The following is a 24,970-nucleotide window of genomic DNA, read 5'->3' as shown; positions in this document are numbered from 1 at the left end:
AATAAATCACATCACCGTCATCAAAAGAGCTCTGAGTTTGTTGAGACAAAGGCAGGAGAATCTAAAATTTCAAGGTCATCAACATGATGTTGATCATACTTATTGATGGTCAAAAACACTGAATATTGTATCAACGATGTCAATATAGAGCTTACCGGTGCCGCAACAGTGAAAGGTAATGCCGCAGGCCATAAAAATAGAATGGAGCCTACTACAAGACCAAAAAGGCCAAGCTAACACTTAATGAAATCCTTAATGCTCTTTTAGAGTTCCAAAAATAGCTTTTTTGATGTTTTTTTGCGGAAGTTCTATCTATTTTTGCATATGACATGTTTTTATCCAAAGTAATAAATAAAGCGGGCTTGATAACAGTTAATTGGTCTTTATTAAATATATTCTAATGTAATGAATCTTCCTCTACTAAGTTGGCAAAAATATTGATAGCAGCTTTAATAGTTGCATTGGAAAATTTGTTGCGTATTTATGATAAAAAAGTGTCTATTCTGAGGATTAATCTGAGTTTTGGAGGAATGCTCTGTTTCATAATGGAGGCTTATTAAATAAACGTTGTTTTTGCGCTTGAGTAATATGAATCTTCATCAACCAATCACCCTCCTCACTCAGTGATTCATGTAAAACCGCCCCTAATTGATACAATTGAGCTCGCAATTTTGCCTGTGATGGTTTAAGCACTATGTTCTCAGTAAGTACCACACCATGCAATAGCGTGCTAATTGCTTCTTTTAATAAATCTAATCCTATATTAGCTGCTGCTGAAATCCATACTTTGCAGCCTTCCTGGGTATAATCAATTTTGGCTTCCCAACCTTCTTTCAAATCAATTTTATTAAAGACTTGTATTATTGGTATATCATTAACCCCCAGCTCATCCAAAACCTGTTGTACGGAAAATACTCTATCTCGCCAATGAGGATCTGAAACATCGATCACGTGCAACAATAAATCAGCCTGTTGAGTTTCCTCTAAAGTAGCGCGAAATGCTTCAACCAAATGATGTGGTAAATCGCGAATAAACCCTACTGTATCAGCTAAAATTACAGAGGAAGAACCGGGTAAACTTAGTTGTCGCATGGTAGGATCGAGGGTAGCAAATAACTGATTCGCTACATAAATATGCTCACCCGTCAACACGTTAAATAAAGTGGATTTACCTGCATTAGTATAACCTACTACCGACACGGTAGGCATGGAGGCTTTACGTCTGGCTTGCCGATTTTGATCACGACTGCAACGTACTTTTTCAAGACGACGATTAATGTACTTAATACGTTCGCGTAACAAACGACGATCGGTTTCTAATTGGGTTTCCCCAGGGCCACGCAAACCTATTCCACCTTTTTGGCGCTCTAAATGGGTCCAACCACGTATTAATCGTGTAGATAAATGGTTTAACTGTGCTAACTCAACCTGCAATTTACCTTCAAATGTTCGCGCACGTTGGGCAAAAATATCAAGAATCAAACCACTGCGATCAACTACTCTACATTCGAGCAAACGCTCTAAATTTCGTTCCTGAGAGGGAGATAATTCATGATTCACTAAAACTAGTTCCACAGTAAGTGCCTTAACTATTTGAGCGATCTCTTCCGCTTTTCCTTTGCCAACATAGTACTTGGCTTCAGGGGTAGCACGCCTACCTAATACACACTCCAATACCTCCGCATTAGCTGAAAGAGCCAGTTCTTCAAATTCGTGCAGCGCCTTTTCTGTATCAATCCCAGGCAGTGCTAATTGCACCAACACCGCTCGCTCTCCACCCTGCGGACGTTCAAACACTACCGAAGTCTCCAACAAAAATTCATCTATGCATTCTACCTGAAGATCCTGAATTTTTGCTATCGCTTTTTGAAATTCCGCAAATAGGCCTACTCTGCCACAGTCTCTCCAGTTTCATCAGTTGCTTTATCGCTAGGAACGGTCACTGCACGAGACGGAACTACGGTAGAGATCGCATGCTTATAAACCATTTGTGTAATGGTGTTCTTTAACATCACTACATATTGATCAAAAGAATCCACCACTCCATGCAATTTAATGCCGTTAACTAAGAAAATAGAAACAGGCACCTTTTCTTTACGTAATTCATTTAAAAAACGATCTTGTAATAAATGAGTATTAGGCATTGCCTACTCCTTGTTATTGTAATTTTAAAAGGCAAAACGTGCGTCTAATAACTTATTCGACTTTTTTTCAGAAAACTTTAATTAACAAAGTAGTTCGTCGACTAAGAACCTAATCAATAAATTGCAAGTTGTTGAAAATACGCTAAAATATCGGCGTCTTGGTCACAAATAACTAAAAGGAGACTTAAAATGCCCAATTATAGCCAGAAAGATATATTAGAGCTTGATAATCCTTATGTGTACTTTAACAAAAGTGGTGTTTTAGCCCAACATAAGAAACTACTTGATGATCTTACTGAATCGAAAAAAAAAGAGCTTGCGCTAAAGATGATCAAAGCTTGTCCTCAAAAAGAACTTAAGAAGTTTGGGTACCTATTAAAATCTATAGCATCACCAATGTCTAACAAAGAAACGTTTTATTCAGTAATCGAACCAATTCATCAAGTAAAAACACGTATTTTAGGTTTCTTGGATATTAAAAATAAAAATCCATGTCACACGTTAAGAGACTCAATGAATCTTTTTAATCAACATCAAGATTTTGTTCTAGAAAATCTGGCTTTATTAACACCAATAAAAAAACACAATGAGGTAATTCAGCAAATAAATAGCGTTTTTGCTCAAGGTAATTTTACCCACGACGTTGGCATGGTATTTACCTTAATACGCAACATCCAACACCTAACAACTGACAAGCCAGAACTATTTTTTACAAGCAGTGAATTTAATTATAAATTTTGCAATCGCTTCTTAAGCTTATTTGATACTATTAAAGGATTAGAAAAAGATATTGGCATAAAATTAGCGAAAAAACCTTCAGTTGAACTATTATGCAATTTGGAATTACTAAGCACATCGTGTCAAAAGCAGGAAAATCCATTTACTAAAATTCTTAACACAACGAAAATCATAAGCCACTCTCCAGCAAATAACCCTAATTCTTTATTTGCAAAGTATCCTCAGAAACCAGATCAAGCGAAACAGATTGATAAATCCCTCAATAAACAAATTTGAATCAACTTATAACTTATTTTATTTATATTTTTTAAAATTTCTTTGCTCTTTACTTTACTCAGTAAAGGGCATCTCCCCCTATACACGCAGGAACCAAACTATAGCTTTGATAGAAGTCTGTTACGATAAAGATTTGCTTATAAAATGAAGAATTAGTACTACATGCTAATCTAGAGACAAGACAATACCGATGATTATTTGAGAAATTTCTTACAATACGCTACTCCATCTACGCAATGACAATCCTCATACATCAGCTATAATTAACGCACAAAGGGATGACATGGATATGTCTGACAGGATGTCAAAAATTGTATACGGATGTATTTTGCTGCAGGGAAGCAGCTTTTTAAAATTTCAAATCTTGTTTTGCTCTATTAACGTTTTAGCGACCAAGCTGCTCTAATCTTTTAGCGATAACCAACTGGATATTATCACGTGCTTTTGCGGGAAAATACTGATAAGTCTCAAAAAAATCATGCGCATTAATTGAAAGAAATTTGCACGGAGTTACAGTGCTAACGCGAGCTGTTCTAGGAATACGTCTTAAAATAGCAATTTCTCCAAATACATCGCCAGGACCTAACATGTTAATACGTTTTCTGCCAGTATTAATGTCTTTTACGGATACAAGCATCCTGCCCTCAATTATAATATAAAGTTTATCTCCAATTTCACCTTGCTCAATAATTATTTCCTCAGCACCACATGTTGTAACAATGCTTTTTTCAGCAAGCATTTTTTGCTCGATAATTCCAATGCCTGAAAAAATATTTGCCTGGTAAATTGCCGTAAGAACATCCGATTGTATTAAGCCGGCACGTGATTGCATAAATACCAACCAACCTTATATTAATTATCCCTAATTATGTTTAGCTTAGTACATATTTGAAAATATATCGAAAGGAAAGATAAATTAATTTGTTAAAATTTACCTGTGACGAACAATAAGGACGGCTGTATACAATACCGTCCGGACTATTCATTTAACTAGCATTTACTATACATCAATGTTTTCTGCATCCAAAGCATTAAATTCGATGAAATCTCTTCTTGGTTCTACATTATCACCCATAAGCGTAGTAAATATCTCATCAGCAGAAACAGCGTCTTCTATACTAACCTGTAACATACGCCGTGCAGAAGGATCCATAGTAGTTTCCCATAATTGTTCAGGATTCATTTCTCCAAGACCTTTATAGCGTTGAATAGTTTGTCCTTTTTTGGCCTCTTCCATCAACCATATCAGAGCTTGTTCAAAACTTTCTACTGCCAATTCTTTGTCTCCACGTTTAATATAAGCACCTTCCTCTACTAAACTGGCTAATTTTGAACCTAAGGCGACCATTTCTTTATAATCTTTAGAGTAGAAAAATTCAACACTCATAGGGATATAATTATCCATACCATGTTGAGTTACCCTAATTCTTGGTACGAATAAATGCGTATCTACTAAGGCATGTGCCTCTACGTGATATTGTTCTGTTTTACTATCAAGCTGTTGTAAACTCAAATGCAACAGATTACACCAACTAATAATTTTTTCTTCCTGATTAAAATCTTCGTTATGTACTACAGGCAAATAGGCCACTCGTTTCAAAATATCCATAGGATATCTTCTTTTATACCGCTTAATAATTTTCTCAACCCGTCTAAATTGCTGTACTAATTCCTCTAAAGCAATTGCCATAATTGGCGGGGCATTGTTTGCTGGATAGAATGCAGCCCCATCTAAAGCCGACTGCGTCAGGTAATCAAACAATGCCTCATCATCTTTAACATATTGCTCTTGCTTACCACGTTTTACTTTATACAAAGGTGGCTGAGCAATATAAATATAGCCTCGCTCCAACAATTCGCGTGTTTGTCTGTAAAAAAACGTAAGCAATAGAGTTCGAATATGCGATCCGTCAACATCCGCATCGGTCATGATAATAATACGATGGTAGCGTACTTTATCTGGATCGTACTCATCAGGCCCGATACCACAACCTAATGCAGTAATTAATGTCGCTACCTCTTGAGAAGCAAGCATTTTATCAAAACGTGCTTTTTCAACATTTAATATTTTTCCCTTAAGCGGCAAAATCGCCTGAAATTTTCGATCCCGTCCTTGTTTTGCTGAACCGCCCGCCGAATCTCCCTCTACCAGGTATAATTCCGATAAAGCGGGGTCTTTTTCCTGACAATCTGCTAGCTTCCCTGGTAAACCAGCAATATCTAATGCCCCTTTACGACGTGTCATTTCGCGCGCGCGACGTGCCGCTTCACGAGCTCGGGCTGCATCAATAATTTTAGCAACAATTGCTTTAGCTAATGCAGGATTTTCCAAAAGATAATCATTAAATTTTTCCGAAACACTGGACTCAACCACTGATTTTACTTCTGAAGAGACCAGTTTATCTTTAGTTTGCGATGAAAATTTAGGATCAGGTACTTTTACTGATAGTACGGCTGTTAATCCTTCACGTGCATCATCGCCGGTTGGTGATACTTTGGCCTTTTTCGCATAACCTTCAGCGTCGATGTAGTTGTTCAACGTGCGAGTCAATCCGGCTCTAAATCCAGCCATATGCGTTCCACCATCACGCTGCGGAATATTATTAGTAAAACAATAAAGCGTTTCTTGATAAGAATCATTCCACTGCATTGATAACTCAACTACAATATTGTCTTTTTCAGCCTTCATTGAGAAGACAACCGGTGTAATTACCGTTTTATTTTTATTTAAATGCTCAACAAAGGCTTGAATACCCCCTTCATAATGAAAAGTATCTTGTCTTTGTGATCGTTCATCGAATAAATGGATGCAAACGCCAGAGTTTAAATAAGACAATTCCCTTAAGCGTTTGGCTAAAATATCATAATGAAATTCAATATTAGTAAAGGTTTCTGCACTCGGTTTAAACCAAATATGTGTTCCGGTATTATTTGCTTTTCCAGTTATTGCAATGGGTGCTTCTGGTATGCCATGACGATAATGTTGTTCATACAAATTATCATCCCGTCGAACAATTAAATGTAATTCTTCTGATAAAGCATTAACTACAGAAACACCTACACCATGCAAACCGCCAGAGACCTTATAAGAGTTATCATCAAATTTACCTCCAGCATGCAGAATAGTTAAAATCACCTCAGCAGCAGAACGACCTTCTTCTTTATGAATATCTACGGGAATTCCACGGCCGTTGTCTTTAACAGTAATCGATTCATCAGAATGAATGGTAACAAAAATCTCGCTACAATAACCGGCTAAAGCTTCATCAATTGAATTATCGACTACCTCAAAAACCATATGATGCAAACCGGTACCATCATCCGTATCACCAATATACATTCCAGGTCTTTTTCTTACTGCGTCCAAACCCTTCAGAACTTTAATATTATTCGAATCATAGCTAGCTTCAACGCTCATCAGAAGTCCTCTTAAACCCTTATTGCACGATTTCAAAAATAGACCCCATGATAGCATAATTTACTTATTGTTTGTATGCACAAGATGAAACTAGGGCCTCTTCAATATTCTATCTTTCGTTTAGGGTGTCTTAATCAAACTAAATCGCGTTCCGTAACAGATATTCTTAAAAAAGATGTACTCCAAGTCCTAACCTATTAAATTATTTATACAAATAATAATCTTTTTTATTGCGGAATTATTTCACGCGAGTTACCACATGAAATACAGCCTACTTCTTTAGGCACCTGGAGTTAATGTAGGCACAGAGGAGAAGGAATGTTCACTGTAATAATTCATTCAGCAATTAATTTGACTAATATTTTTACAGCATTCTCTGTGCTTTAAATGATCATTTATAGGTAAGAGTATTTTTACAGAAAACAAATCATAAGATAATGTGTAAATCATTAATAATGATAGTAGTGATTTTTTTTTATCAAGTAAGGATATTGATAATTTAACTTTAACAGAAAGCATCCTTGATACCTTTCACATTTATTCGGAACGTTTTTACGAGCTGAGATTTATCCAATTTTTCGTTAACCTCAAACTGTGAGCGCGGTGCATCATCTGAGATTAATAAGTGTATTGCGGGCAGCTCGTTAGAAGGCCAAGAAGGTTAAGATACAAAAGTCCATATTCATTAGCCAAATCAGCTACTTAGAACATGTTTCACGTGAAACATTTTATCATTATGCATTGTATCGTTTTAAGGACCCATTAACGATATGATACGTTGTAAGCATTTCATTATGGCAATAAATATTCAATGCCGTAGGATTAAGATTGGTAGTGATTATATACTGTCCCTTTCGCGCGGCTAAATAATTAAGTAATTTTCTTTGATGTAGCTCATCAAGTTCTGCAGGTAAATCATCAAGCAAATACAAGCACGATTGATCAACAAGATTACCTTGAGCTAATTTTAATGCAAATAAAATAATCTTTTGTTCTCCTCGCGACAATATATATTTTGCTTTATGTACAGTACTTTCAATAATAATATCTGCTTGATGCGCCCCATACTGTGTATACAATTTATGATTATCAGTGATAAAGCTTTCAGCAAGTATTTGTTCTAAATCTTTACCAGTATTTTTTTTATCCCATCCTTTAAAATAACTAATTGTACAAGACAATTCGCTTAACTGGGCTAATACTTGTTTAAATTCATTTTCCCATTGCTTAAAATAATCTTGGCGCAATACATCCAACTGAAAGGCTAATACACTTAATTGTTTATCCCAAGGAATAAAATGAGCATAGGGAGCATGTTGTTTTAAAAGGGCATTTCGATGTTTTAGAATTTTTTTATAATCTTTCAATAAAGAAAGATAATTATGTTTCACGTGAAACAATCCCCAATCTAACACACTGCGACGTATCGAGGGTCCAGCATCTATAATCTGAAAAATATCAGAATAAAAAAATTGACATGGTAAAGCATAAGCTAATTGACTGGTGCTAGAGCAAAATTGATTATTTAATTTAATTTGTGTTGAATTAGACGAAGATTTTTGAATGCTAATTGTTTCTTCCTGATTAGCACGAGCAAATACTGTAAAAGTAGATTGTCCATGTTCAATAATTGGAAAAATTTCACGAGAACGAAATGAATGACCACAACTTAAAAGATATAAAGCTTCAAGAACTGATGTTTTTCCACTACCATTTGACCCACATATAAAATTAAATCTGGGACTGAGCTCAAGATGTGCCGATGAAATATTACGTAAATGATGAATATTTAATTCAGTAAGAATCATATCTTCATAGGCATAATAATATACTGATAATTGTCATTGTCTGATGATTCAATTAAAATACTACTTTCCGTATGAGATAAAGATAGGCGAATTTGCCCTTCGCCAAAATGAGAAAGGACATCAAGTAAATAAGTAGCATTTAAACCAATTTTTAATTCATTACCCTGCGTTTCAGCAACCAAAGATTCAACAGCCTCCTCCTGTTCATTATTATTGGCAATTAAAGTCAATAAATTAGATTGTAAATGCAACATCACTGCTTTTGATTTTTCATGCGCTAAAATCACAATTCGCGATAAAGCACGCTTTAATACAGCACAATCAATCAAGATTTGTTTATCCTGATCTCTAGGAATTGCTTTCCTATAAGGAGGAAAACGTGCTTCAATTAATTTAGATAAAAATATAAATTGACTGGTTACTAATTTAAAATGTGACTTTCCAGCAGCTAATAATATCTGTTCATCATCAATACAATTGAGAAGACGCAGTAATTCCTGAACACCTTTTTTAGGTAACAACAATTTTTTTTCACTTAGATGATCACATTGATAACGACTAATAGCCATACGATGCCCATCAGTAGCGACTGCCGAAATAAGATTAGGTTCGAAATCAAGAAACAATCCATTAAGAAAAACGCGCACATCGTGTTGTGACATAGCAAAATGGGTTGATTGTAATAACTGCAACAAAACCAAACGAGGTACACTTAATTCAACTTCATTACACTCATCAGCACTCAAAGGATAATTTTCAGCAGGCAAGGTAGTTAATTTAAACAAACTACGACCCTGCTTTATCGTTAGAATACCATTATCTACCAAAATATGTGGACTTGTCTGATCATCTAAAGAGCGAATAATATCAATAAATTTTTTTGCAGGAACAGTAATAGAACCACTTGTCTCTTCCGATAGGCATGATACTTGTGCCGAAATTTCAATCTCTAAATCAGTTGCCGTGATAAATAATAAATTATCTGCGAGTTTAAGATAAAAATTAGATAATATAGTTAAAGATTGCTTTTTATCAACAGCCCCTGCAACAGTGAGAAGGGGAGTAAGCAAGTCTTCCTTTTTTATAGCAAACTCAAACAAAATAGACTCCAGATTAAGACGACAAGATACGCATTAAATTTTTATAATCTTCAGCAAAATCACTATCATACTGAACTAATTCCTTAACCTTTCTGCAGGCATGAATCACCGTGGTATGATCACGACCACCAAAATGATCACCAATTTCAGGTAAACTATGATTCGTCAACTCCTTGCTCAAATTCATAGCCATTTGTCTTGGTCTTGCTATAGAACGACTGCGACGTTTTGACAATAAATCAGCCACTTTAACCTTATAATACTCAGCAACAGTTTTTTGAATATTCTCAATAGTCACCAATTTATCCTGCAAAGCCAAAAGATCTCGCAAAGCTTCATGAACAAATTCAATGGTAATTGGTTTGCCGGTAAAATGAGCATTCGCAATAACACGTCGGAGCGCACCTTCCAACTCTCTGACATTGGAGCGAATACGTTTAGCAATAAAAAAAGCGACTTCATAGGGTAATTCAATATTTGATTGTTCAGCTTTGCTAATTAAAATCGCTACTCGTGTTTCTAATTCAGGTGGTTCTACTGCAACGGTTAACCCCCAACCAAAACGGGATTTTAAGCGTTCTTCCACTCCTTCAATTTCTTTTGGGTAACGATCACTGGTTAATATAATTTGTTGTTGTCCTTCTAATAAGGCATTAAACGTATGAAAAAACTCTTCCTGAGATCGATCTTTACCAGCAAAAAATTGAATATCATCAATCAATAAAGCATTAAGTGAACGATAAAAGCGTTTAAATTCATTAATTGAATTTGTTTGCAAGGCCTTAACCATATCCGCAACAAAACGTTCGGAATGTAAATACAAAATTTTAGCCTCAGAATTATTTTTAAGGATTTGATTCCCAATAGCGTGCATTAAATGCGTTTTTCCCAAACCCACACCACCGTAGATGAATAAGGGATTGTAAGCATCACCAGGTCGCTCCGCCACTTGCATCGAGGCAGCTCGTGCTAACTGATTAGAATTGCCTTCAACAAAACTTTCAAACAGAAATTTTTTATTTAAGTGACTGCTTTTATAATCTGCTGCTTTTTTAGGTGCGCTCTTTGTTACAACGTGACTTGATACAGAAACGGTTTTTTCACCAACAACATTAACGTTATTACCCAAAAAGTTTGATTCATAAGCTTTGCTACCAATCTCAATTGAGATGGATTTAATTTCATTACCACTAAACTGTTTAATTAACTCTTCAATACGTGAAAAAAAATGTTTTTTTACCCATTCAACAACGAAACGATTAGGTGCTAACAACACCATACTCTGTTCTTCTGCATGAGCCTGCAAGGGACGTAACCACGTATTAAACTGCTGTACAGAATATTCATCTTGCAACAAATTTAAACATTTTTGCCAAACAACTACTGTCACAGCGTAACTCCTCATCAAAGATGAATGGTAAAAAGAAAATTAAACCCAAAAAAGGTTAAAACTAATTATCCACGAATATAAATAGTGCCACTGAATGTACCGAGACAGCAAGATAATTAAGCAGGAAATTTACAGTGAAATTACTGCAATTCGCTAAAAGCGTGATCTTCACAATTATACTCAGCCTTTACAGTAAAGGTAAAGTTATCCACAAGAAAAATTTCTAAAGTTTAAAATTTTTTATATTCAACAATAGGGCTGATCAACATAATAAACTTAGTAGTGAATAACTATGGATAAATAGACTTAAATAGTCGGTATAAGGTGAAGATAAATTAGTGGATAAATAAAAAAAGCAAAATACTGACAAACAAATCACAGGCTTAAATGCAGTTTATGAACATGATAAAATTACATGTAACTCTTTGAATATAAAGTATAATATAAAGTTATCAACAGAAAAGTTCTTACTATATAATAAAAATAAGTTTCTAAATAAAAGAATTATATTAATTATTACGTACGTGGATAAATTTACGAATTTATGGATTGCCCTAAAATTATTGATATAACTTGAGTCAGTATAAAAACGTATTTGGGTAGAGCTTTATCAGCCTATAGGTATGAAAAAGTAACCATCAATGAATTAAAGGAAATAAACTTTAAAGAATAATTAATAGTAACTATTTACGGATAAAAATTAGTTACAAATACTATTGGTGAATTTTTTAGAGGTATAAATGTGCTGCAAGAAAAATTAGTTTATTCTAAATAAAAAACAAATACCTAGGATAAAAATAATAATATTGATTATTTCTAAGTGGAGAAGCATTAAATGGAGCAATAAATTATGAATAAATAGGTTCACATAACAGGTATAAGGTGAAGATAAGATAGTGAATAAATAAATTTTTAAAGCAGTCAACAAATAGAACACAGGTTTAAAGAATAATTACAAACAACTTAAAAGATAATGTAACTATATGAATTGTAAAGTAAAAAATAAGTTATCAACAGAAGAAAGTACCTTATATAATAAAAATAAATTATATAATAAAAAAATATATTAATACTTACTGCTGTGTATTCTTTATCAATGTCTCCTAAAAAGTTCTGTCAAAATAACAAATAAAACAAAAAATAATCAATTATCTAAATTGACAGTAGAAAAAAAGTTCTCTATCATTATCACCCTCATAATTTTTTAATAGGTTCATCATGAAACGCACCTTTCAACCGAGTAATTTAAAACGTAAACGCGATCATGGATTTCGTGAGCGTATGGCTACTCGTGCCGGCAGGTTAGTTATTAAACGTCGTCGTGCTAAAGGCCGTAAGCGTTTGTCAGCCTAAGGTGTTTGCTTTTAAAAAAGCACAACGATTATTGACTAAAAATGATTATGATCATGTGTTTAAACAAGCAAAAAAAATTGTAACATCTGAATTTATCATTCTCTTTCGAGGGAATAATTTAGGTTATGCACGGCTTGGGCTAGCGTTATCAAAAAGAATGATAACAAAGGCTCATGATCGAAATCGTATCAAGCGGTTGATAAGAGAAAGTTTTCGCCAAAACAAATTACCAGCCATTGATGTGATTTTTTTAGCCAGAGAAGGTGTCGCAAAGAAGGTAAACGCAAACATCAACACCAAACTGGGCAAATCATGGGAAAAATTAGCCTGATGTTTCGGCAAATAATGTGTTTACCAATCAAATTGTATCAATATTTGATTAGTCCCTTGCTAAAACCCTCTTGTCGCTATTATCCTAGTTGTTCGCAGTATGCTGAAAGTGCCATCAAACAACATGGCATGACCAAAGGCTTATGGATGGCTTTAAAAAGAGTATTACGCTGCCACCCTTGGGCACAAGGTGGTTATGATCCCGTACACCTTAACGATGAGAAGCTTTGATGGATATACGACGTATTATTTTATATATGGTGCTTGCGCTAGTTAGTTTATCGCTTTGGAATGCTTGGCAAATAGATTATCCTCCAAAACCAACACCTGTAGAAAAATCAATTAATCAACATGATGCTAGAGAATCTTTATTGCCGCAAATGGAGGCAAACAGTAATTCAACACAATCCACCATGGTGAATTCTTCATCTGAACCATCACAATCCTCAAGTGGATCATTAGTTCAAGTTAAAACAGATGTATTTGATGTTGCTATTGATCTGCGGCAAGGGGATGTTGTTTCCAGCCAATTGATTGCTTATCCCATGAGCGTTGAAGAAAAGAATAAACCATTTCTTTTATTACAAAATGATGCGAATGAGCGTTATGTTGCCAATAGCAATCTCTTTGTTTCTACTGGACAAACAGTGAAACCATTGAATTTTGGTTTTACTACGGAGCAATCTCAATATGTATTAAGTCCTAATCAAAATCAATTACGGGTTGTTTTAAATGGTAGTGATGAAGAAGAAGGATTATCGGTAAGCAAAGAATTTATATTCACCAAAGGCAGTTACTTAATTGAAGTAAATTATACAATTGATAATAAAGGCAGCAGCGAATGGAAAGGGTATATGAATACCCAACTGGTACGTAGTTCGCCTAAAGAAGATAAATCCAGTATGTTCCATGTTGGTTCATATACAGGGGCATCCTATTCTGAGCCAGGTAAACATCGTTATCAAAAGGTTAGTTTTAGCGATATGAATAAGGCAAATCTTGATGTCAACAGCAAAAGCGGTTGGATTGCTATGCAACAACATTATTTTTTAAGTGCCTGGATTCCTGATGCAAATGCCGATAATAAATTTTATACTCGAGCTTTAAATGGTGATTATGCCATTGGTGCGGTAAGCCAACCAATTATCATTCAACCCCAAGAGCAAAAAACTGTGGGTGCCAAGTTGTACGTAGGTCCAGAAATAACCAATGTATTGAAGAATATTGCCCCCTCATTGGATCTTACAGTTGATTATGGCATCCTGTGGTTTGTCTCTTCATTACTCTTTTCATTAATGAGAGCTATTTATTCTATTGTGGGTAACTGGGGTTGGTCCATCGTTTTGGTTACGGTATTAATCAAATTAGCATTTTATCGCTTGTCTGCCACTAGTTATAAATCAATGGCAGGTATGCGTAAATTGCAACCCAAACTTCAGGCATTACGTGAACGTTATGGTGATGATAAAGCTAAAATCAGTCAGGCGACTATGGAGCTTTATAAGCAAGAGAAAGTAAATCCATTGGGTGGCTGCTTGCCCATAGTTATTCAAATTCCAGTATTTATTGCCTTGTATTGGGTATTATTGGAAAGTGTTGAATTAAGACAAGCTCCATTTATCTTCTGGATTAAAGATTTAGCTTCTGCAGATCCTTATCATGTTCTGCCGCTCATTATGGGCGCGACCATGTTGATTCAACAAAAATTAAATCCCGCTCCACCCGATCCAATGCAGGCTAAAATAATGATGTTTTTACCTGTGTTATTTACGGGTTTATTCTGGAATTTCCCAGCGGGGTTAGTATTATACTGGATTGTTAACAATACTTTATCAATACTTCAGCAATGGTATATTACCCATAAATATTCAGATGAAAAGCCGGTTAAGAAACTAATAGCTACTGCAAAATAAATGTCTCCAGATACTATAGTAGCGCTAGCTACCCCACCAGGGCGAGGTGGGGTAGGAATCCTTCGCTTATCTGGTCCTAAATCCTATTCTATTGCCTTGGCTATAAATGGCAATAAAGAATTGCAGCCAAGGTTAGCTACTTTTTGTTCTTTTTATTCGGATTCATTAATTGACCAAGGATTAATGCTCTATTTTAAAGCTCCTCATTCGTTTACTGGTGATGACGTCGTTGAAATTCAAGCTCACGGTTCTCCTATAGTACTTGATGAGTTGACCAAGGCGTGCATTCAAGCAGGTGCTCGCCTAGCACGACCTGGAGAATTTTCTGAACGTGCTTTCTTAAACGATAAAATTGATTTAACTCAGGCAGAAGCTATTGCTGATTTAATTCAAGCAAGTTCCCAAACTGCCGCCCGTTTGGCTTTAAAATCTTTACAGGGTGAGTTTTCTAATAAAATTCGTCAATTAAACGAGCAGCTCATTTATTTACGTTTGTATGTTGAAGCGGCGATCGATTTTCCAGAAGAAGAAATAGATTTTCTTAATGATGGTAAAGTAGCTAATTTATTACATTCCATTTTAGATGAGCTTAACGCAATTCGTTCTCAAGCGAATCAAGGAGTGATAATACGTGAAGGTTTATCGTTGGTCATTGCTGGAAGGCCTAATGCTGGTAAATCAACTTTAATTAACTATTTGGCCGGGCGTGATATTGCAATTGTTACGGAAATTGCTGGGACTACGCGCGATGTGATGCGAGAGCATATTTTACTTGATGACATTCCTTTACACATTATTGATACTGCGGGCTTACGCGAATCATCTGATTTAGTGGAAAAAGAAGGAATCATGCGTGCTTGGCTGGAATTAAAAAAAGCAGATTGTGTTTTATTGATGGTTGATGTTAATGATCTAAAGCATCATTCTTTGTTAACTAAAGAAATTAAAGTAGCATTGCCCTTAAATATTCCCATTATTACGGTATTTAATAAAATTGACACTTTAGATTACGTGCCACAAGTAGTTGATCATTCCGTTTATATTTCCGCAAAATCTGGAGAGGGCATCGACGGCTTAAAAAGAGTTATTAAAGAGGTAATCGGGTATCAACCCAACGAAGGGCAGTTTCTTGCACGAAGACGTCATTTGCATGCTCTAGATGAAGCAAAAAATTTACTTTTCACAGGTCTAAAACAATTAGCGGAGCATCGCGCGGGCGAATTATTAGCAGAAGATCTGCGACTGGCTCATCGAGTTTTAGGTGAAATTACCGGTGAATTTACCTCAGATGATTTATTGGGGCGAATTTTTTCCAGTTTCTGCATTGGTAAGTAATCTTATCAAAGGTAAGTTAACTCATGCAAAAACTGGCCTTGTCAAAATAAAGGACAAATGATAGCGTAACATAAATAGAACATTCTGCCCTTTTTATTGAGATTATTGTTATGGTTAATATAAAAAATGAACAGTTTATCCAAGATAAAAACCAGTTTTTTGCACAGCATCGCGTTCAACACATAAGTGCGCAAATTGAAGATGTAAATCTTTTAGTCTCTAACGATTATAAATTTTTATTGGAAAACCAAATAACTATTGAAGCAGAATTAACGCAAATGTTTGCGGTGTTGAAAAAAGAAAAAGAAAAAAATAATGAAGTATTTTGGGTGTATTGCTACTATTGTGCCTCTCTTTTAGAATCTTTTTATAAAGCATATTCACATCAGAAAAATGTAAAACATTACCAGCAATTAAAGCAACAAATTAAAGATCATTTGTTGAAAGAAAAAAAGAAACAGGAAGAAGAAAAATCGTTTATTCAGTATTTTGAACAAAGTATTATTGACGGATTCCGTAATTTAAAGGAAGCTCCTTTCCAGATCTCCGCAATTCGTGATTTTATATCTTATTCTAATTTATGTCGTTTATATTGGGTATTTTGTCGTCTAACATTAACGAATGGTTTTCTGTTGGCGGAAGAATTGCAATGTATTGAAAAAATTGACGCAATACTGGGAATTCACACTGATGTCGATAAAATAATTGCAACTCTTGAAGCACCTAATAAAGTGCTTAATTATTTTAGTGTCGGACTTTTTTTAGCTCGCTTTATTATTGATGCGGGTCTGTTAATTAGGCATACATTTTTTCCTACTGAAGCTGAAGCTCGAATCACTGCTTTTGAACGCTTTAAATATGAGCTTTATAAACGTCAGTGTAATTTTGCAAACGACCTGGTGTGGGCGTCAATTAATTTTTTAACTAATTTTAATCACATCACTAATATTTCTGTACCGGTAGCGGGTTCAATTACTACTGTATTTTTAGGATTTGATGTGAGCATGGCATTCTATAAACGTCATTTGGCAAAACAAGAATATTTGAATAAAAATACACAATACTTACAGGAGATTGGTAAGTATAAGGAAATTACACAATCTAGAGATTTAACTGATGATGAGAAAATGCAACAAATTATGTTAAAAAAACAATGTGAAGAATTGGAAATTGATTGGCAAACTAAAGAGGCAACATTCTATTTTCTAGCTGGGGCAGCAGCATTATTAATGCTAGGATTCACTTCTGCACTAATTTTTAGTCCTCCGGGTATAGTTGTCAGCAGCTTCTTTTTATGTGTTTTTGCATCAGCAATGTACTTTTCCGCAGATACTTATTCCCAATATAAAGAAAATAGTTTACGTTTGCAGCTTGAAGGACAAAATCGTGTTGAGGTGGATAAGCGTTCTGGAATAACCCGAAATGATTTCATCTTAACTCTTGGTAAAAATACACTATTGCCTACTGTATTGATTACTGCCTTTGCTACTTATTGGCCGGTAGCAATAGTTTTAACCGCGCTTTATATAGGCTATCAGAGCATTCATGCGATGATGCAACATAAGAAGGATACTAAAGAGACAAAGCAATTAACCATTGACCCTGAAAATTATTATTTGACTGCTTAATCGTTAGGATGAGCTTTTTTTAATTGCAAAGCCAGGTTATAAAGTTCATTTTTATTTGCTTTGCTAAGTTTACATGCAATAGCCACTGCCTGCTTTAACGGTAATTCTGCTAGTAAAACTGCAAGTAATTCTTCATGGTTTTGTTGCTGAGGAAGCTCAGACCGTGGTGGAATAATAAGAACAAACTCTCCCTTACTGCGCACAGGTTCTTCTAATAGCCAATGTTTTACTTCCGATACAGATCCCGGGATAAAACGTTCAAACGTTTTAGTAAGTTCTTTAGCGAGCACAATCTCACATTCCAGTCCGTAAATTTCCCCCACATCGTCCAAGCACTCAATAATGCGATGTGTTGATTCGTAGAAAATTAATGTATGTGGTTCTGTGTACAAAGACGCAAGTTTTGTCTTGCGAGCGCATTGTTTCGCCGGAAGGAAACCTAAAAATAGAAAAGAATCACAAGGAACACCAGCGGCACAAAGTGCAGTGACTAAAGCACAGGCTCCTGGGACAGGAACCACCGGGATTTCATGTGCTCTGGCTAACTTTACTAACAGATAACCGGGATCGCTAATTAATGGTGTACCGGCATCACTAATTAACGCTGCTGATTTTCCTGCCAAGAATCTCGCAATAAGCTGTTTACTTTTTTCGATTTCGTTATGTGCATGTAATGACTCAAGATTGTTTTTTATTCCTAATGAAGACAATAATTGCAGCGAGTGACGCGTGTCTTCTGCTAAAATAAAATCCACAGATTTCAGTACGTTTAATGCCCTATGTGTAATATCCTCACGGTTTCCAATTGGAGTTGCAACAACATAAAGCACTCCTATTCCTGTTGCTAGAGAGTTTGTCATAGTTTATCCTCCTCTGTTATGACCTATTAGGTGTCTTACAACACATGTATTTAAAATTATATAAAATTTATGTACTTAACTTGTTGACATCTACTTGCTTTCTCTGTCAGTGTACTACTGCAGTGAACTCCTCTTTAACGACGGCGACAAGTTCCACATTCACTCCAGTTGTTGTAAAGAAAAAACCAAAAAATCCTTATGTAAAGTCTGTTTCGAGCTATCTGAGCCAAGCTCAAAATCAAGAAGGAAGCAAAAAACAAAAATCATTGCTTAAAGCTGCAGGCCGGGCAATTTCTGAGGGTAACTGGCATCAGGGTGCAACTATTTTAGCACAGACTGTAGATTTAACCCCGGTACTCGTGGATGAAAAAAATATTTTATTAGCACAGATTGCTATTATGCGCGATCGACCTAAAGTGGCTTTAAGCAAATTATCAACGATAGCAGAGGAGAATAAACGCTCTTATTATCAACAAGTACAATTGCATGAATTATTGGCACAAGCCTATTTTGCTACGGATAAAATCCTAGAATCAGTCACTGAGCGCATTAAGCTAGAACATTTACTTCATGATCAATTCAGCCAAAAAAATAATCGTCGCCATCTTTGGTTAACCTTAATCCATCTTTCGTCTACTGAATTAGATGCAGTAATCGCTGAGACAAATAATCAATTCGAATTACAAGGCTGGTTGCAGTTAGCGCTTATTTCGCATAAACATCGCGAGAATAACACATTATTGCTTGCGGCTTTAGAGCAATGGCAAATTCAGTTTCCAAATCATCCAGCAACAAATATTTTACCTAATCCTCTGGATTCTATTGCCAATAAAATGCTGGTGCAGCCAAAGCAGGTAGCACTTTTATTGCCATTAAGTAGCAGCTTGGAAGGTCCTGGAATGGCAGTTCGCGATGGTTTTATGGCTGCTTATATGCAGAGCAATAAAAAAGCCTCTGTATCTGTTAAAACCTATGATAACAATAAGGGTGATGCGGCTTCTCTGTATCAAACAGCACTTGCTGAAGGAGCTGATTATGTCGTCGGACCCTTAATTAAATCCCAAGTAGCTGCTGTCGCAGCATTGCCACATCCGGTCCTTACCTTGCTCTTGAACGACTCAGATGTTAATGTACAGGAAAACTCTTATTTATTTGGACTGTTTCCTTTAAATGAAGCAAAGCAGGTAGCTATTAAAGCGCGTAGCAAAGGGTATCATCGGGCATTAATTATTGCTCCAGGTAATGAATGGGGTAAAGAAGTAAGTAAAGCATTCATCCAACAATGGCAAAAGAAAAATGGTCGTGTTGTGGATACATTATTGTATGCTACAAAGAATGATCTAAATAAAAAAATAAAGGATTTTTTTCATATTACTGATAGTCAGCAACGCGAAAAACAGCTAAAAGACTTATTAGGTTATAACATCCAATCTATTGTTAGCCGGCGTCAGGATTTTGATATGATTTTTTTATTGGCATATCCTTCTAAAGCGCGACAAATTATGCCTTTGTTAAACTATTACTATGCGGCGAATGTACCAATTTATTCTACAGCTAGTATGTATGGTGGCAGTGCTAACGCACTAAAAGATAAAGATTTAGATGGTATTATTTTCTGCGACATTCCCTGGGTGTTTTCTCACCAAATGGGTAGCCGCAATTGGCCAGAGCAATTTAACAGTTACAATAGGTTATATGCCTTAGGGAAGGATAGTTATCTATTAGCATCGCAATTAAATCAGTTAATGGTGTTTCCTGCAGATGAATTGACTTCTGGAGAGGGTATTTTATATCTTAAACCCTCACAACAAATAGCGCGAGTGTTGGAGTGGGGACAATTTAGACAAGGTCTTGCCCATTCTCTAGGTGAGGCAAGCTGATTGACTACTCGTGAGAAAGGACGTATTGCTGAAGAAAAGGCATTGGTTTATTTAGTAGCACAAAACCTTAAATTAGTTACACAAAACTACAGTTGTAGATTAGGTGAAATTGATCTAATTATGCGCGATAATGATTATTTGGTTTTTATTGAGGTACGTGCACGCATTTCTGCTGATTTTGGCGGCGGTCTGGCAAGTATTAACTATGCTAAAAAACAAAAAATAATAAAATCAGCCTTACATTATGTGATGACTCATAATAAACAAAGCAATTTGGCAATGCGCTTTGATGTAATTAGTATTGACGGAAAATCAGCATCGATTACGTGGCTAAAAGATGCTTTTGGAGTGGATTATTAAATTAGGCTAACACGAATTAAGGTTTAAAAATGGTTCAAATGGAAGAAAGAATAAGACATCTTTTTGGTATAAATATCGAAACAAAAATAGCACTCGCAGATGCTTTATCCAGCGCAATTGCTAAAGCAGGGCAACGTTTAGTTAATTGTTTGCTAGGTGATGGTAAAATATTATTGTGTGGCAATGGTGGATCAAGCGCTAACTGCATGCATTTTTCCAGTGCGATGTTGAATCATTTTGAAGTAGAGCGACCGTCCTTACCGGTCTTTAATTTAAGTTCCGATGCAAGTAGCATCAGTTCCTTTGCCAATGAACATCATTATAGTCAGATTTTTGCCCGACAAATACAGGCTCTAGGACAAGAAAAGGATGTATTACTTTTATTAACTACTACCGGTAATTCTGATTGTATTTTGCACGCATTGCAGGCTGCTAATGAACGAGGAATGGATACAATTGCCTTAAGCGGTCGTGATGGTGGGGTTCTTGCCACTCATTTAGGTCCGGAAGATATGGAATTGCGTGTAGCATCTGACAGTTTAGCACGAATAAGAGAGATGCACTTATTTATATTACATTGTTTTTGTGATTTAATTGATCAGTCATTATTTGGTCAAGTTTTAGGATAAAAAATGAGTTTAAGTTCTAGATTAAAAACTACGACCTTGGTTTTAGCGGCAACATTGCTTAGTAGCTGTGTTGCGGTAGTCGTTACCGGGGCTGCGGTAGGGATGGTTTATGATAAGCGTGGCATGATGACTATTGAAGCAGATGCACGATTATTTCATATAATTCACACTAGAATTGTTACTAATCGACAATTTGCTAATTCGCGAGTTCTTGTCACAAGTTTTAATCGTAGTGTTTTACTTGTCGGACAAACACCCACTGCGTCGTTACGTGTTTTAGCTGAAAAAGTAGCGCAAAATGCTTCAGGGACACCACGTGTTTATAACGAAATAACTGTAGGCAATCCAATCCCATTAACGCAACGTACAAAAGACAGTTGGATAACCAGTCAAGTAAGAAGCAGTATGCTTGCCAGGAAAGGACTTGAATCAGGTTCTATACGTGTTGTAACCGAAGATGGTACGGTATACCTAATGGGTATCGTTACGGATCAGCAAGCATCATTAGCAGTTGATGTGGCACGACGCGTTAATGGTGTAAAAAAAGTTGTTAAAATTTTCCGCTATATTCGCTAATATGTGGAAACAAGGATGGTTTGCTTTACTATTTACCTTGACATTGATCGGTCTGTTTGCTTGCTCAGGAAGTAGTGGTTTATGGACTGGTGCTTCAATGGTGTATGATCGACATAATGTTTATAAAAAATTGGATGATTATCATTTATACGTTAAGGTGAATAATGCATTAGCCATTGATCCATTATTTAGAAACCCTAATTGTGTTTTGGATATCGCTGTTTTTAATGGTGATATTTTAATAGCAGGTCATTTGCCAACTCCGGCAATACTTGCTGAATTAAGGCAACGCCTAAACAAAGTTAAAGGATACAGGCGTTTGTTTAATGAAGTGCGATTGAGTAATACTCCATCAAATTCATTAAAAGACAGTTGGCTTACAACGAAAATTCGTAGTCAAATTTTTGCTGACTCTTCAATTGACCCTAATGCGTTTAAAGTGATTACCTCAGATGGTGTTGTGTATTTAATGGGTGATGTGCGTCCGAAGCAAGCGATAACCGTAATTAATATTGCCAGACATACACATGGTGTAGTTCATGTAGTTAAAATGCTTAAATATTTGGTCTATCAAAAATAGCCGTATGATCTCTCGTTGAAAGTGTATTCTAAGCGTCCTAGATGACTCAGCATGTTAACGTCAGTGATGGATAAACTCCAGTCTTTACCTCAATTCGAACAAAGCAAGTTAATACCATCTCTACTGACGTTAAATAGCTAATAGCCGAAATAGATTAATGAACGTGTCCTTTATCGGGTCGTTTTCTCATTTTTCTTAATTTAAATTCACGCAACAATCCAGTCGACCCAGTTAATTCTTCTTTATTATTTATAATGTTGTGTTGATTGGATGGATGAGAGCGACAATGTTGGCGGTATTTCAGGTGATGCTTGTTATGCTTGTGATGGTTGCCGTCACTATAACGAGCCAACATTTTTTGTTGCAGGCTAGCTGCGGTGTGTTGAGTCTTATCAGGCATGTTCTTTCCTTCCTTTGCGAGGTTACAAACGCTACGTACTATCTGAGTTAAGATAAAACGTCCCCTACTTTTAAGTATAGACATGAAAAGCCGCTTTGTTATAATACATAAGGCGAATTGCCTCCTACGTCAGAATACTCCTTAAGATTAATTTCTAGTTTACGTATTTTTTCAAGCAGTGTATTTATTTTTTTTCATAATTGGCAGATTTAATCTGAGATAGAATATCATTTTTTTGCATATCTAATTCCTGTAAATTATCACTAGAGTTAGAACTGGCAATTTATTGATCCAATTCCCATTTTACTGACTAACTCATTATTTTTGCGTTGCAGGGTGCGTGTTTGCTCCCTTAGATTTTTTAAGTTTAATTCAGGAGATTCTTCTTTTTTATTTGAATTTAAGTGTTCAAAAACATGAAATTTATCATTTGGCATAACATTATCTTTTTAAATTTATATTGTTTTAACGATCAAATTTATTTTTATCAGTTACTTCAAGATCATCAACTTTAGGTTTTTGCACCTCTTTAAACATTGCTTTAATGTTTTTAAATATTTGTGGAGCCTTAGCATCGTCAATTTTATTTTCTTTAGTTTTATAAACAATATTTAGCTATTGATTGATAAAGTCAAGAAATACAGTTACGACCGTTGATCATTAAATGAGAATGTCTTATAATCCGCGCGGTGAATATTAGGTGAATATGTGAACAAACAGCTAAGGGAACGTGGAATAGTGCGATTGTGGCTGCTACAGTTAGGCGCAGTATTAGTTTTTGCAGCGTTATGTGCAATAGTATATGGAGTTAATGCCGCAAGTTCAGCATTACTTGGCGGTATGGTCTGTGTTGTTCCTAATATATATTTTGCAAGAAAATTATTTAAGTATCAAGGTGCGCGATCTGCTAAACAGATAGTGAATAGCTTTTATAAAGGCGAAGCAGTAAAAATCATTTTGTCTATAGCGCTGTTCATGGCAATTTTTGTATGGGTTAAAATTACGCCATTGGCGTTTTTTATGTCATACATCATGATTTTAATGACGCATTGGTTTACTCCCTTGATTATTGTTAATAAACAAAATGGGCTCGAAAGTGACTGAAATGGTATCTAGCACAAATTACATTAAGCACCATCTAACGTACCTCACATATAATGTTAGTGAGATGAGAATGGGGTCAGGTGGTGGTTTCTGGACTTTGAATCTTGATACATTATTTTTCTCCTTAATTATTGGTTTTTTTATTTTTGTACTCATGTATTTTGCTGCGCGTAGGGTAACCACGGGCGTCCCTGGCAAGTTACAAAATTTTGCAGAGCTTATGTTGCAGTTTGCTGACAATCAAGTCAAAGATTGTTTCCATGGTTCAAGCAAGTTAATTGGTCCGTTGGCATTAACCATATTTATGTGGGTTTTCCTGATGAATTTCATGGATATCATTCCCGTGGATCTATTACCAATGTTGATGCAAACAAGTGGTGTGCACTACTTGAAAGTAGTGCCAACAAATGACTTAAATGTGACCTTTGGGCTTTCAATCACGGTATTTCTGCTGATTATTTTTTACAGTATTAAAATAAAAGGGACTAAAACGTTCATTAAAGAATTGACTTTACAGCCTTTCAATCATCCTGGATTTATACCGTTTAACCTTTTGCTTGAACTGGTTGGTTTAATTGCCAAACCTATTTCTTTAGCACTGCGGTTATTTGGTAATTTATATGCTGGCGAATTGATTTTTATCTTGATTGCCTTGCTCACTTTAAATGCTTCAATAACGTCACCTCTTGGTACAGTGACTTTAGGCATGGCTCAGTTTATTCTGGCGCTTGCTTGGTCAATATTCCACATTCTGGTAATTACATTGCAGGCATTTATTTTCATGGTGTTAACTATTGTTTACCTTAGTTTGGCACACGAAGAACATTAACTGATTTATTTTCATCATCCATTATTAAAGGGGATAAATATGCAAGCTGCTAGTTTAATAGCACAAGTTCAAAGTATGACCGTTATTGCGGTTGCATTGTTAATTGGTTTAGGTGCATTGGGCACAGCAATCGGGTTTGGGTTACTTGGTGGCAAATTTCTGGAAGGCTCAGCTCGTCAGCCTGAAATGGTGCCAATGCTCCAAGTAAAAATGTTCATTGTTGCTGGTCTGTTAGATGCTGTAACTATGATTGGAGTGGGTATCGCATTATTCTTCACGTTTGCAAACCCTTTCCTAAGCAACTTGGGTTGATTATAAA

At 35.7% G+C, this 24,970-nt stretch carries 25 protein-coding genes; 15 read left to right on the top strand and 10 right to left on the bottom strand.

What is annotated here, in order from left to right; all coding sequences use genetic code 11:
- Positions 1–540: 540 nt before the first annotated feature.
- Both hflX and hfq read right to left on the bottom strand, forming a co-directional pair.
- Positions 541–1,797, bottom strand: a complete 1,257-nt coding sequence (gene hflX, locus WA877_RS02950) for a ribosome rescue GTPase HflX (protein WP_425169442.1) — start codon at positions 1,795–1,797, stop codon at positions 541–543.
- A gap of 89 nt (positions 1,798–1,886) precedes the next feature.
- On the bottom strand, positions 1,887–2,144 hold the full coding sequence (gene hfq / locus WA877_RS02945) for an RNA chaperone Hfq (protein ID WP_425169441.1): 258 nt from the start codon (positions 2,142–2,144) through the stop codon (positions 1,887–1,889).
- A gap of 189 nt (positions 2,145–2,333) precedes the next feature.
- On the opposite strand from hfq, the gene WA877_RS02940 reads away from it, so the two are divergent.
- A complete protein-coding gene (locus WA877_RS02940) occupies positions 2,334–3,158 on the top strand; it encodes a hypothetical protein (RefSeq protein ID WP_425169440.1) in 825 nt (274 codons plus the stop codon).
- A 385-nt stretch (positions 3,159–3,543) separates the two neighbouring features.
- Here the strand turns inward: WA877_RS02940 and WA877_RS02935 are convergent, their stop codons facing one another.
- The 5 genes from WA877_RS02935 to dnaA form a co-directional block, all read right to left on the bottom strand.
- Complete coding sequence (locus WA877_RS02935; protein WP_425169439.1) at positions 3,544–3,990, bottom strand: cyclic nucleotide-binding domain-containing protein; 447 nt, start codon at positions 3,988–3,990, stop codon at positions 3,544–3,546.
- A gap of 168 nt (positions 3,991–4,158) precedes the next feature.
- Positions 4,159–6,576 (bottom strand): DNA topoisomerase (ATP-hydrolyzing) subunit B, encoded by a 2,418-nt coding sequence (gyrB, locus tag WA877_RS02930; protein ID WP_425169438.1) that lies wholly within the window; start codon positions 6,574–6,576, stop codon positions 4,159–4,161.
- Between the two features lie 734 nt (positions 6,577–7,310).
- Complete coding sequence (gene recF / locus WA877_RS02925) at positions 7,311–8,384, bottom strand: DNA replication/repair protein RecF (protein ID WP_425169437.1); 1,074 nt, start codon at positions 8,382–8,384, stop codon at positions 7,311–7,313.
- Positions 8,381–9,484, bottom strand: a complete 1,104-nt coding sequence (dnaN, locus tag WA877_RS02920; protein WP_425169436.1) for a DNA polymerase III subunit beta — start codon at positions 9,482–9,484, stop codon at positions 8,381–8,383. The genes recF and dnaN overlap by 4 nt, the downstream gene beginning before the upstream one ends.
- 13 nt (positions 9,485–9,497) lie before the next feature.
- Positions 9,498–10,889, bottom strand: coding sequence for a chromosomal replication initiator protein DnaA (dnaA, locus tag WA877_RS02915; protein WP_425169435.1), 1,392 nt, complete (start codon positions 10,887–10,889; stop codon positions 9,498–9,500).
- Positions 10,890–12,092: 1,203 nt separating this feature from the next.
- Between dnaA and rpmH the strand changes: the two genes are divergently transcribed.
- The 6 genes from rpmH to WA877_RS02885 all read left to right on the top strand — a co-directional run bounded on the left by rpmH (position 12,093) and on the right by WA877_RS02885 (position 17,433).
- Positions 12,093–12,227 (top strand): 50S ribosomal protein L34, encoded by a 135-nt coding sequence (gene rpmH, locus WA877_RS02910; protein WP_006869475.1) that lies wholly within the window; start codon positions 12,093–12,095, stop codon positions 12,225–12,227.
- A gap of 1 nt (position 12,228) precedes the next feature.
- Positions 12,229–12,558, top strand: coding sequence for a ribonuclease P protein component (gene rnpA, locus WA877_RS02905; RefSeq protein WP_425169434.1), 330 nt, complete (start codon positions 12,229–12,231; stop codon positions 12,556–12,558).
- Complete coding sequence (gene yidD / locus WA877_RS02900) at positions 12,540–12,788, top strand: membrane protein insertion efficiency factor YidD (RefSeq protein ID WP_425169433.1); 249 nt, start codon at positions 12,540–12,542, stop codon at positions 12,786–12,788. The genes rnpA and yidD overlap by 19 nt, the downstream gene beginning before the upstream one ends.
- On the top strand, positions 12,788–14,470 hold the full coding sequence (gene yidC, locus WA877_RS02895; protein WP_425169432.1) for a membrane protein insertase YidC: 1,683 nt from the start codon (positions 12,788–12,790) through the stop codon (positions 14,468–14,470). Before yidD ends, yidC begins: the two co-directional genes overlap by 1 nt.
- The gene (gene mnmE, locus WA877_RS02890; RefSeq protein ID WP_425169431.1) at positions 14,471–15,805 is read left to right on the top strand and encodes a tRNA uridine-5-carboxymethylaminomethyl(34) synthesis GTPase MnmE; all 1,335 of its coding nucleotides are present in this window, start codon (positions 14,471–14,473) and stop codon (positions 15,803–15,805) included.
- Positions 15,806–15,915: 110 nt separating this feature from the next.
- Positions 15,916–17,433, top strand: a complete 1,518-nt coding sequence (locus WA877_RS02885) for a hypothetical protein (RefSeq protein ID WP_425169430.1) — start codon at positions 15,916–15,918, stop codon at positions 17,431–17,433.
- Here the strand turns inward: WA877_RS02885 and rsmI are convergent.
- On the bottom strand, positions 17,430–18,293 hold the full coding sequence (gene rsmI, locus WA877_RS02880; protein WP_425169429.1) for a 16S rRNA (cytidine(1402)-2'-O)-methyltransferase: 864 nt from the start codon (positions 18,291–18,293) through the stop codon (positions 17,430–17,432). The genes WA877_RS02885 and rsmI overlap by 4 nt on opposite strands.
- A gap of 44 nt (positions 18,294–18,337) precedes the next feature.
- Here rsmI and WA877_RS02875 point away from each other — a divergent pair, with 44 nt between their 5' ends.
- From WA877_RS02875 to WA877_RS02855, 5 genes are read left to right on the top strand one after another with little or no spacing between them, the layout of a single operon-like run.
- Positions 18,338–20,173, top strand: a complete 1,836-nt coding sequence (locus WA877_RS02875) for a penicillin-binding protein activator (RefSeq protein ID WP_425169428.1) — start codon at positions 18,338–18,340, stop codon at positions 20,171–20,173.
- A complete protein-coding gene (locus tag WA877_RS02870; RefSeq protein ID WP_425169427.1) occupies positions 20,174–20,533 on the top strand; it encodes a YraN family protein in 360 nt (119 codons plus the stop codon).
- Between the two features lie 29 nt (positions 20,534–20,562).
- Positions 20,563–21,162 carry a D-sedoheptulose-7-phosphate isomerase gene (locus tag WA877_RS02865; protein WP_425169426.1) on the top strand — a complete coding sequence of 200 codons (600 nt, stop codon included), beginning with the start codon at positions 20,563–20,565 and terminating at the stop codon, positions 21,160–21,162.
- A 3-nt stretch (positions 21,163–21,165) separates the two neighbouring features.
- Positions 21,166–21,738, top strand: a complete 573-nt coding sequence (locus WA877_RS02860; RefSeq protein WP_425169425.1) for a BON domain-containing protein — start codon at positions 21,166–21,168, stop codon at positions 21,736–21,738.
- A gap of 1 nt (position 21,739) precedes the next feature.
- Positions 21,740–22,318, top strand: coding sequence for a BON domain-containing protein (locus WA877_RS02855; RefSeq protein WP_425169446.1), 579 nt, complete (start codon positions 21,740–21,742; stop codon positions 22,316–22,318).
- Positions 22,319–22,472: 154 nt separating this feature from the next.
- Here WA877_RS02855 and WA877_RS02850 read toward each other — a convergent pair whose 3' ends face one another.
- Positions 22,473–22,718 carry a hypothetical protein gene (locus tag WA877_RS02850; protein WP_425169424.1) on the bottom strand — a complete coding sequence of 82 codons (246 nt, stop codon included), beginning with the start codon at positions 22,716–22,718 and terminating at the stop codon, positions 22,473–22,475.
- Between the two features lie 269 nt (positions 22,719–22,987).
- Positions 22,988–23,155, bottom strand: a complete 168-nt coding sequence (locus WA877_RS02845) for a hypothetical protein (RefSeq protein ID WP_425169423.1) — start codon at positions 23,153–23,155, stop codon at positions 22,988–22,990.
- A 271-nt stretch (positions 23,156–23,426) separates the two neighbouring features.
- Between WA877_RS02845 and WA877_RS02840 the strand changes: the two genes are divergently transcribed.
- From WA877_RS02840 to atpE, 3 genes are read left to right on the top strand one after another with little or no spacing between them, the layout of a single operon-like run.
- Positions 23,427–23,822, top strand: a complete 396-nt coding sequence (locus WA877_RS02840) for an ATP synthase subunit I (protein WP_425169422.1) — start codon at positions 23,427–23,429, stop codon at positions 23,820–23,822.
- A 1-nt stretch (position 23,823) separates the two neighbouring features.
- Positions 23,824–24,651, top strand: a complete 828-nt coding sequence (gene atpB / locus WA877_RS02835; RefSeq protein WP_425169445.1) for a F0F1 ATP synthase subunit A — start codon at positions 23,824–23,826, stop codon at positions 24,649–24,651.
- Positions 24,652–24,690: 39 nt separating this feature from the next.
- Complete coding sequence (atpE, locus tag WA877_RS02830; RefSeq protein WP_425169421.1) at positions 24,691–24,963, top strand: F0F1 ATP synthase subunit C; 273 nt, start codon at positions 24,691–24,693, stop codon at positions 24,961–24,963.
- Positions 24,964–24,970: the final 7 nt, after the last annotated feature.

Source organism: Legionella sp., assembly GCF_049790535.1.
In the GTDB taxonomy this organism is placed as follows: Bacteria; Pseudomonadota; Gammaproteobacteria; order Legionellales; family Legionellaceae; genus Legionella.
The sequence above is the reverse complement of the archived record's forward strand: the minus strand, read 5'-3'. Positions and strand labels throughout refer to the sequence as shown.

Bases quoted from the DNA above. Each gene is read 5' to 3' on its own strand.
- hfq (WP_425169441.1), bottom strand. From the start codon at position 2,144: ATGCCTAATACTCATTTATTACAAGATCGTTTTTTAAATGAATTACGT.
- WA877_RS02940 (WP_425169440.1), top strand. From the start codon at position 2,334: ATGCCCAATTATAGCCAGAAAGATATATTAGAGCTTGATAATCCTTAT.
- WA877_RS02935 (WP_425169439.1), bottom strand. From the start codon at position 3,990: ATGCAATCACGTGCCGGCTTAATACAATCGGATGTTCTTACGGCAATT.
- gyrB (WP_425169438.1), bottom strand. From the start codon at position 6,576: ATGAGCGTTGAAGCTAGCTATGATTCGAATAATATTAAAGTTCTGAAG.
- recF (WP_425169437.1), bottom strand. From the start codon at position 8,384: ATGATTCTTACTGAATTAAATATTCATCATTTACGTAATATTTCATCG.
- dnaA (WP_425169435.1), bottom strand. From the start codon at position 10,889: ATGAGGAGTTACGCTGTGACAGTAGTTGTTTGGCAAAAATGTTTAAAT.
- rpmH (WP_006869475.1), top strand. From the start codon at position 12,093: ATGAAACGCACCTTTCAACCGAGTAATTTAAAACGTAAACGCGATCAT.
- yidD (WP_425169433.1), top strand. From the start codon at position 12,540: ATGGGAAAAATTAGCCTGATGTTTCGGCAAATAATGTGTTTACCAATC.
- yidC (WP_425169432.1), top strand. From the start codon at position 12,788: ATGGATATACGACGTATTATTTTATATATGGTGCTTGCGCTAGTTAGT.
- mnmE (WP_425169431.1), top strand. From the start codon at position 14,471: ATGTCTCCAGATACTATAGTAGCGCTAGCTACCCCACCAGGGCGAGGT.
- WA877_RS02885 (WP_425169430.1), top strand. From the start codon at position 15,916: ATGGTTAATATAAAAAATGAACAGTTTATCCAAGATAAAAACCAGTTT.
- rsmI (WP_425169429.1), bottom strand. From the start codon at position 18,293: ATGACAAACTCTCTAGCAACAGGAATAGGAGTGCTTTATGTTGTTGCA.
- WA877_RS02875 (WP_425169428.1), top strand. From the start codon at position 18,338: ATGTATTTAAAATTATATAAAATTTATGTACTTAACTTGTTGACATCT.
- WA877_RS02865 (WP_425169426.1), top strand. From the start codon at position 20,563: ATGGTTCAAATGGAAGAAAGAATAAGACATCTTTTTGGTATAAATATC.
- WA877_RS02860 (WP_425169425.1), top strand. From the start codon at position 21,166: ATGAGTTTAAGTTCTAGATTAAAAACTACGACCTTGGTTTTAGCGGCA.
- WA877_RS02855 (WP_425169446.1), top strand. From the start codon at position 21,740: ATGTGGAAACAAGGATGGTTTGCTTTACTATTTACCTTGACATTGATC.
- WA877_RS02850 (WP_425169424.1), bottom strand. From the start codon at position 22,718: ATGCCTGATAAGACTCAACACACCGCAGCTAGCCTGCAACAAAAAATG.
- WA877_RS02845 (WP_425169423.1), bottom strand. From the start codon at position 23,155: ATGCCAAATGATAAATTTCATGTTTTTGAACACTTAAATTCAAATAAA.
- atpB (WP_425169445.1), top strand. From the start codon at position 23,824: ATGGTATCTAGCACAAATTACATTAAGCACCATCTAACGTACCTCACA.
- atpE (WP_425169421.1), top strand. From the start codon at position 24,691: ATGCAAGCTGCTAGTTTAATAGCACAAGTTCAAAGTATGACCGTTATT.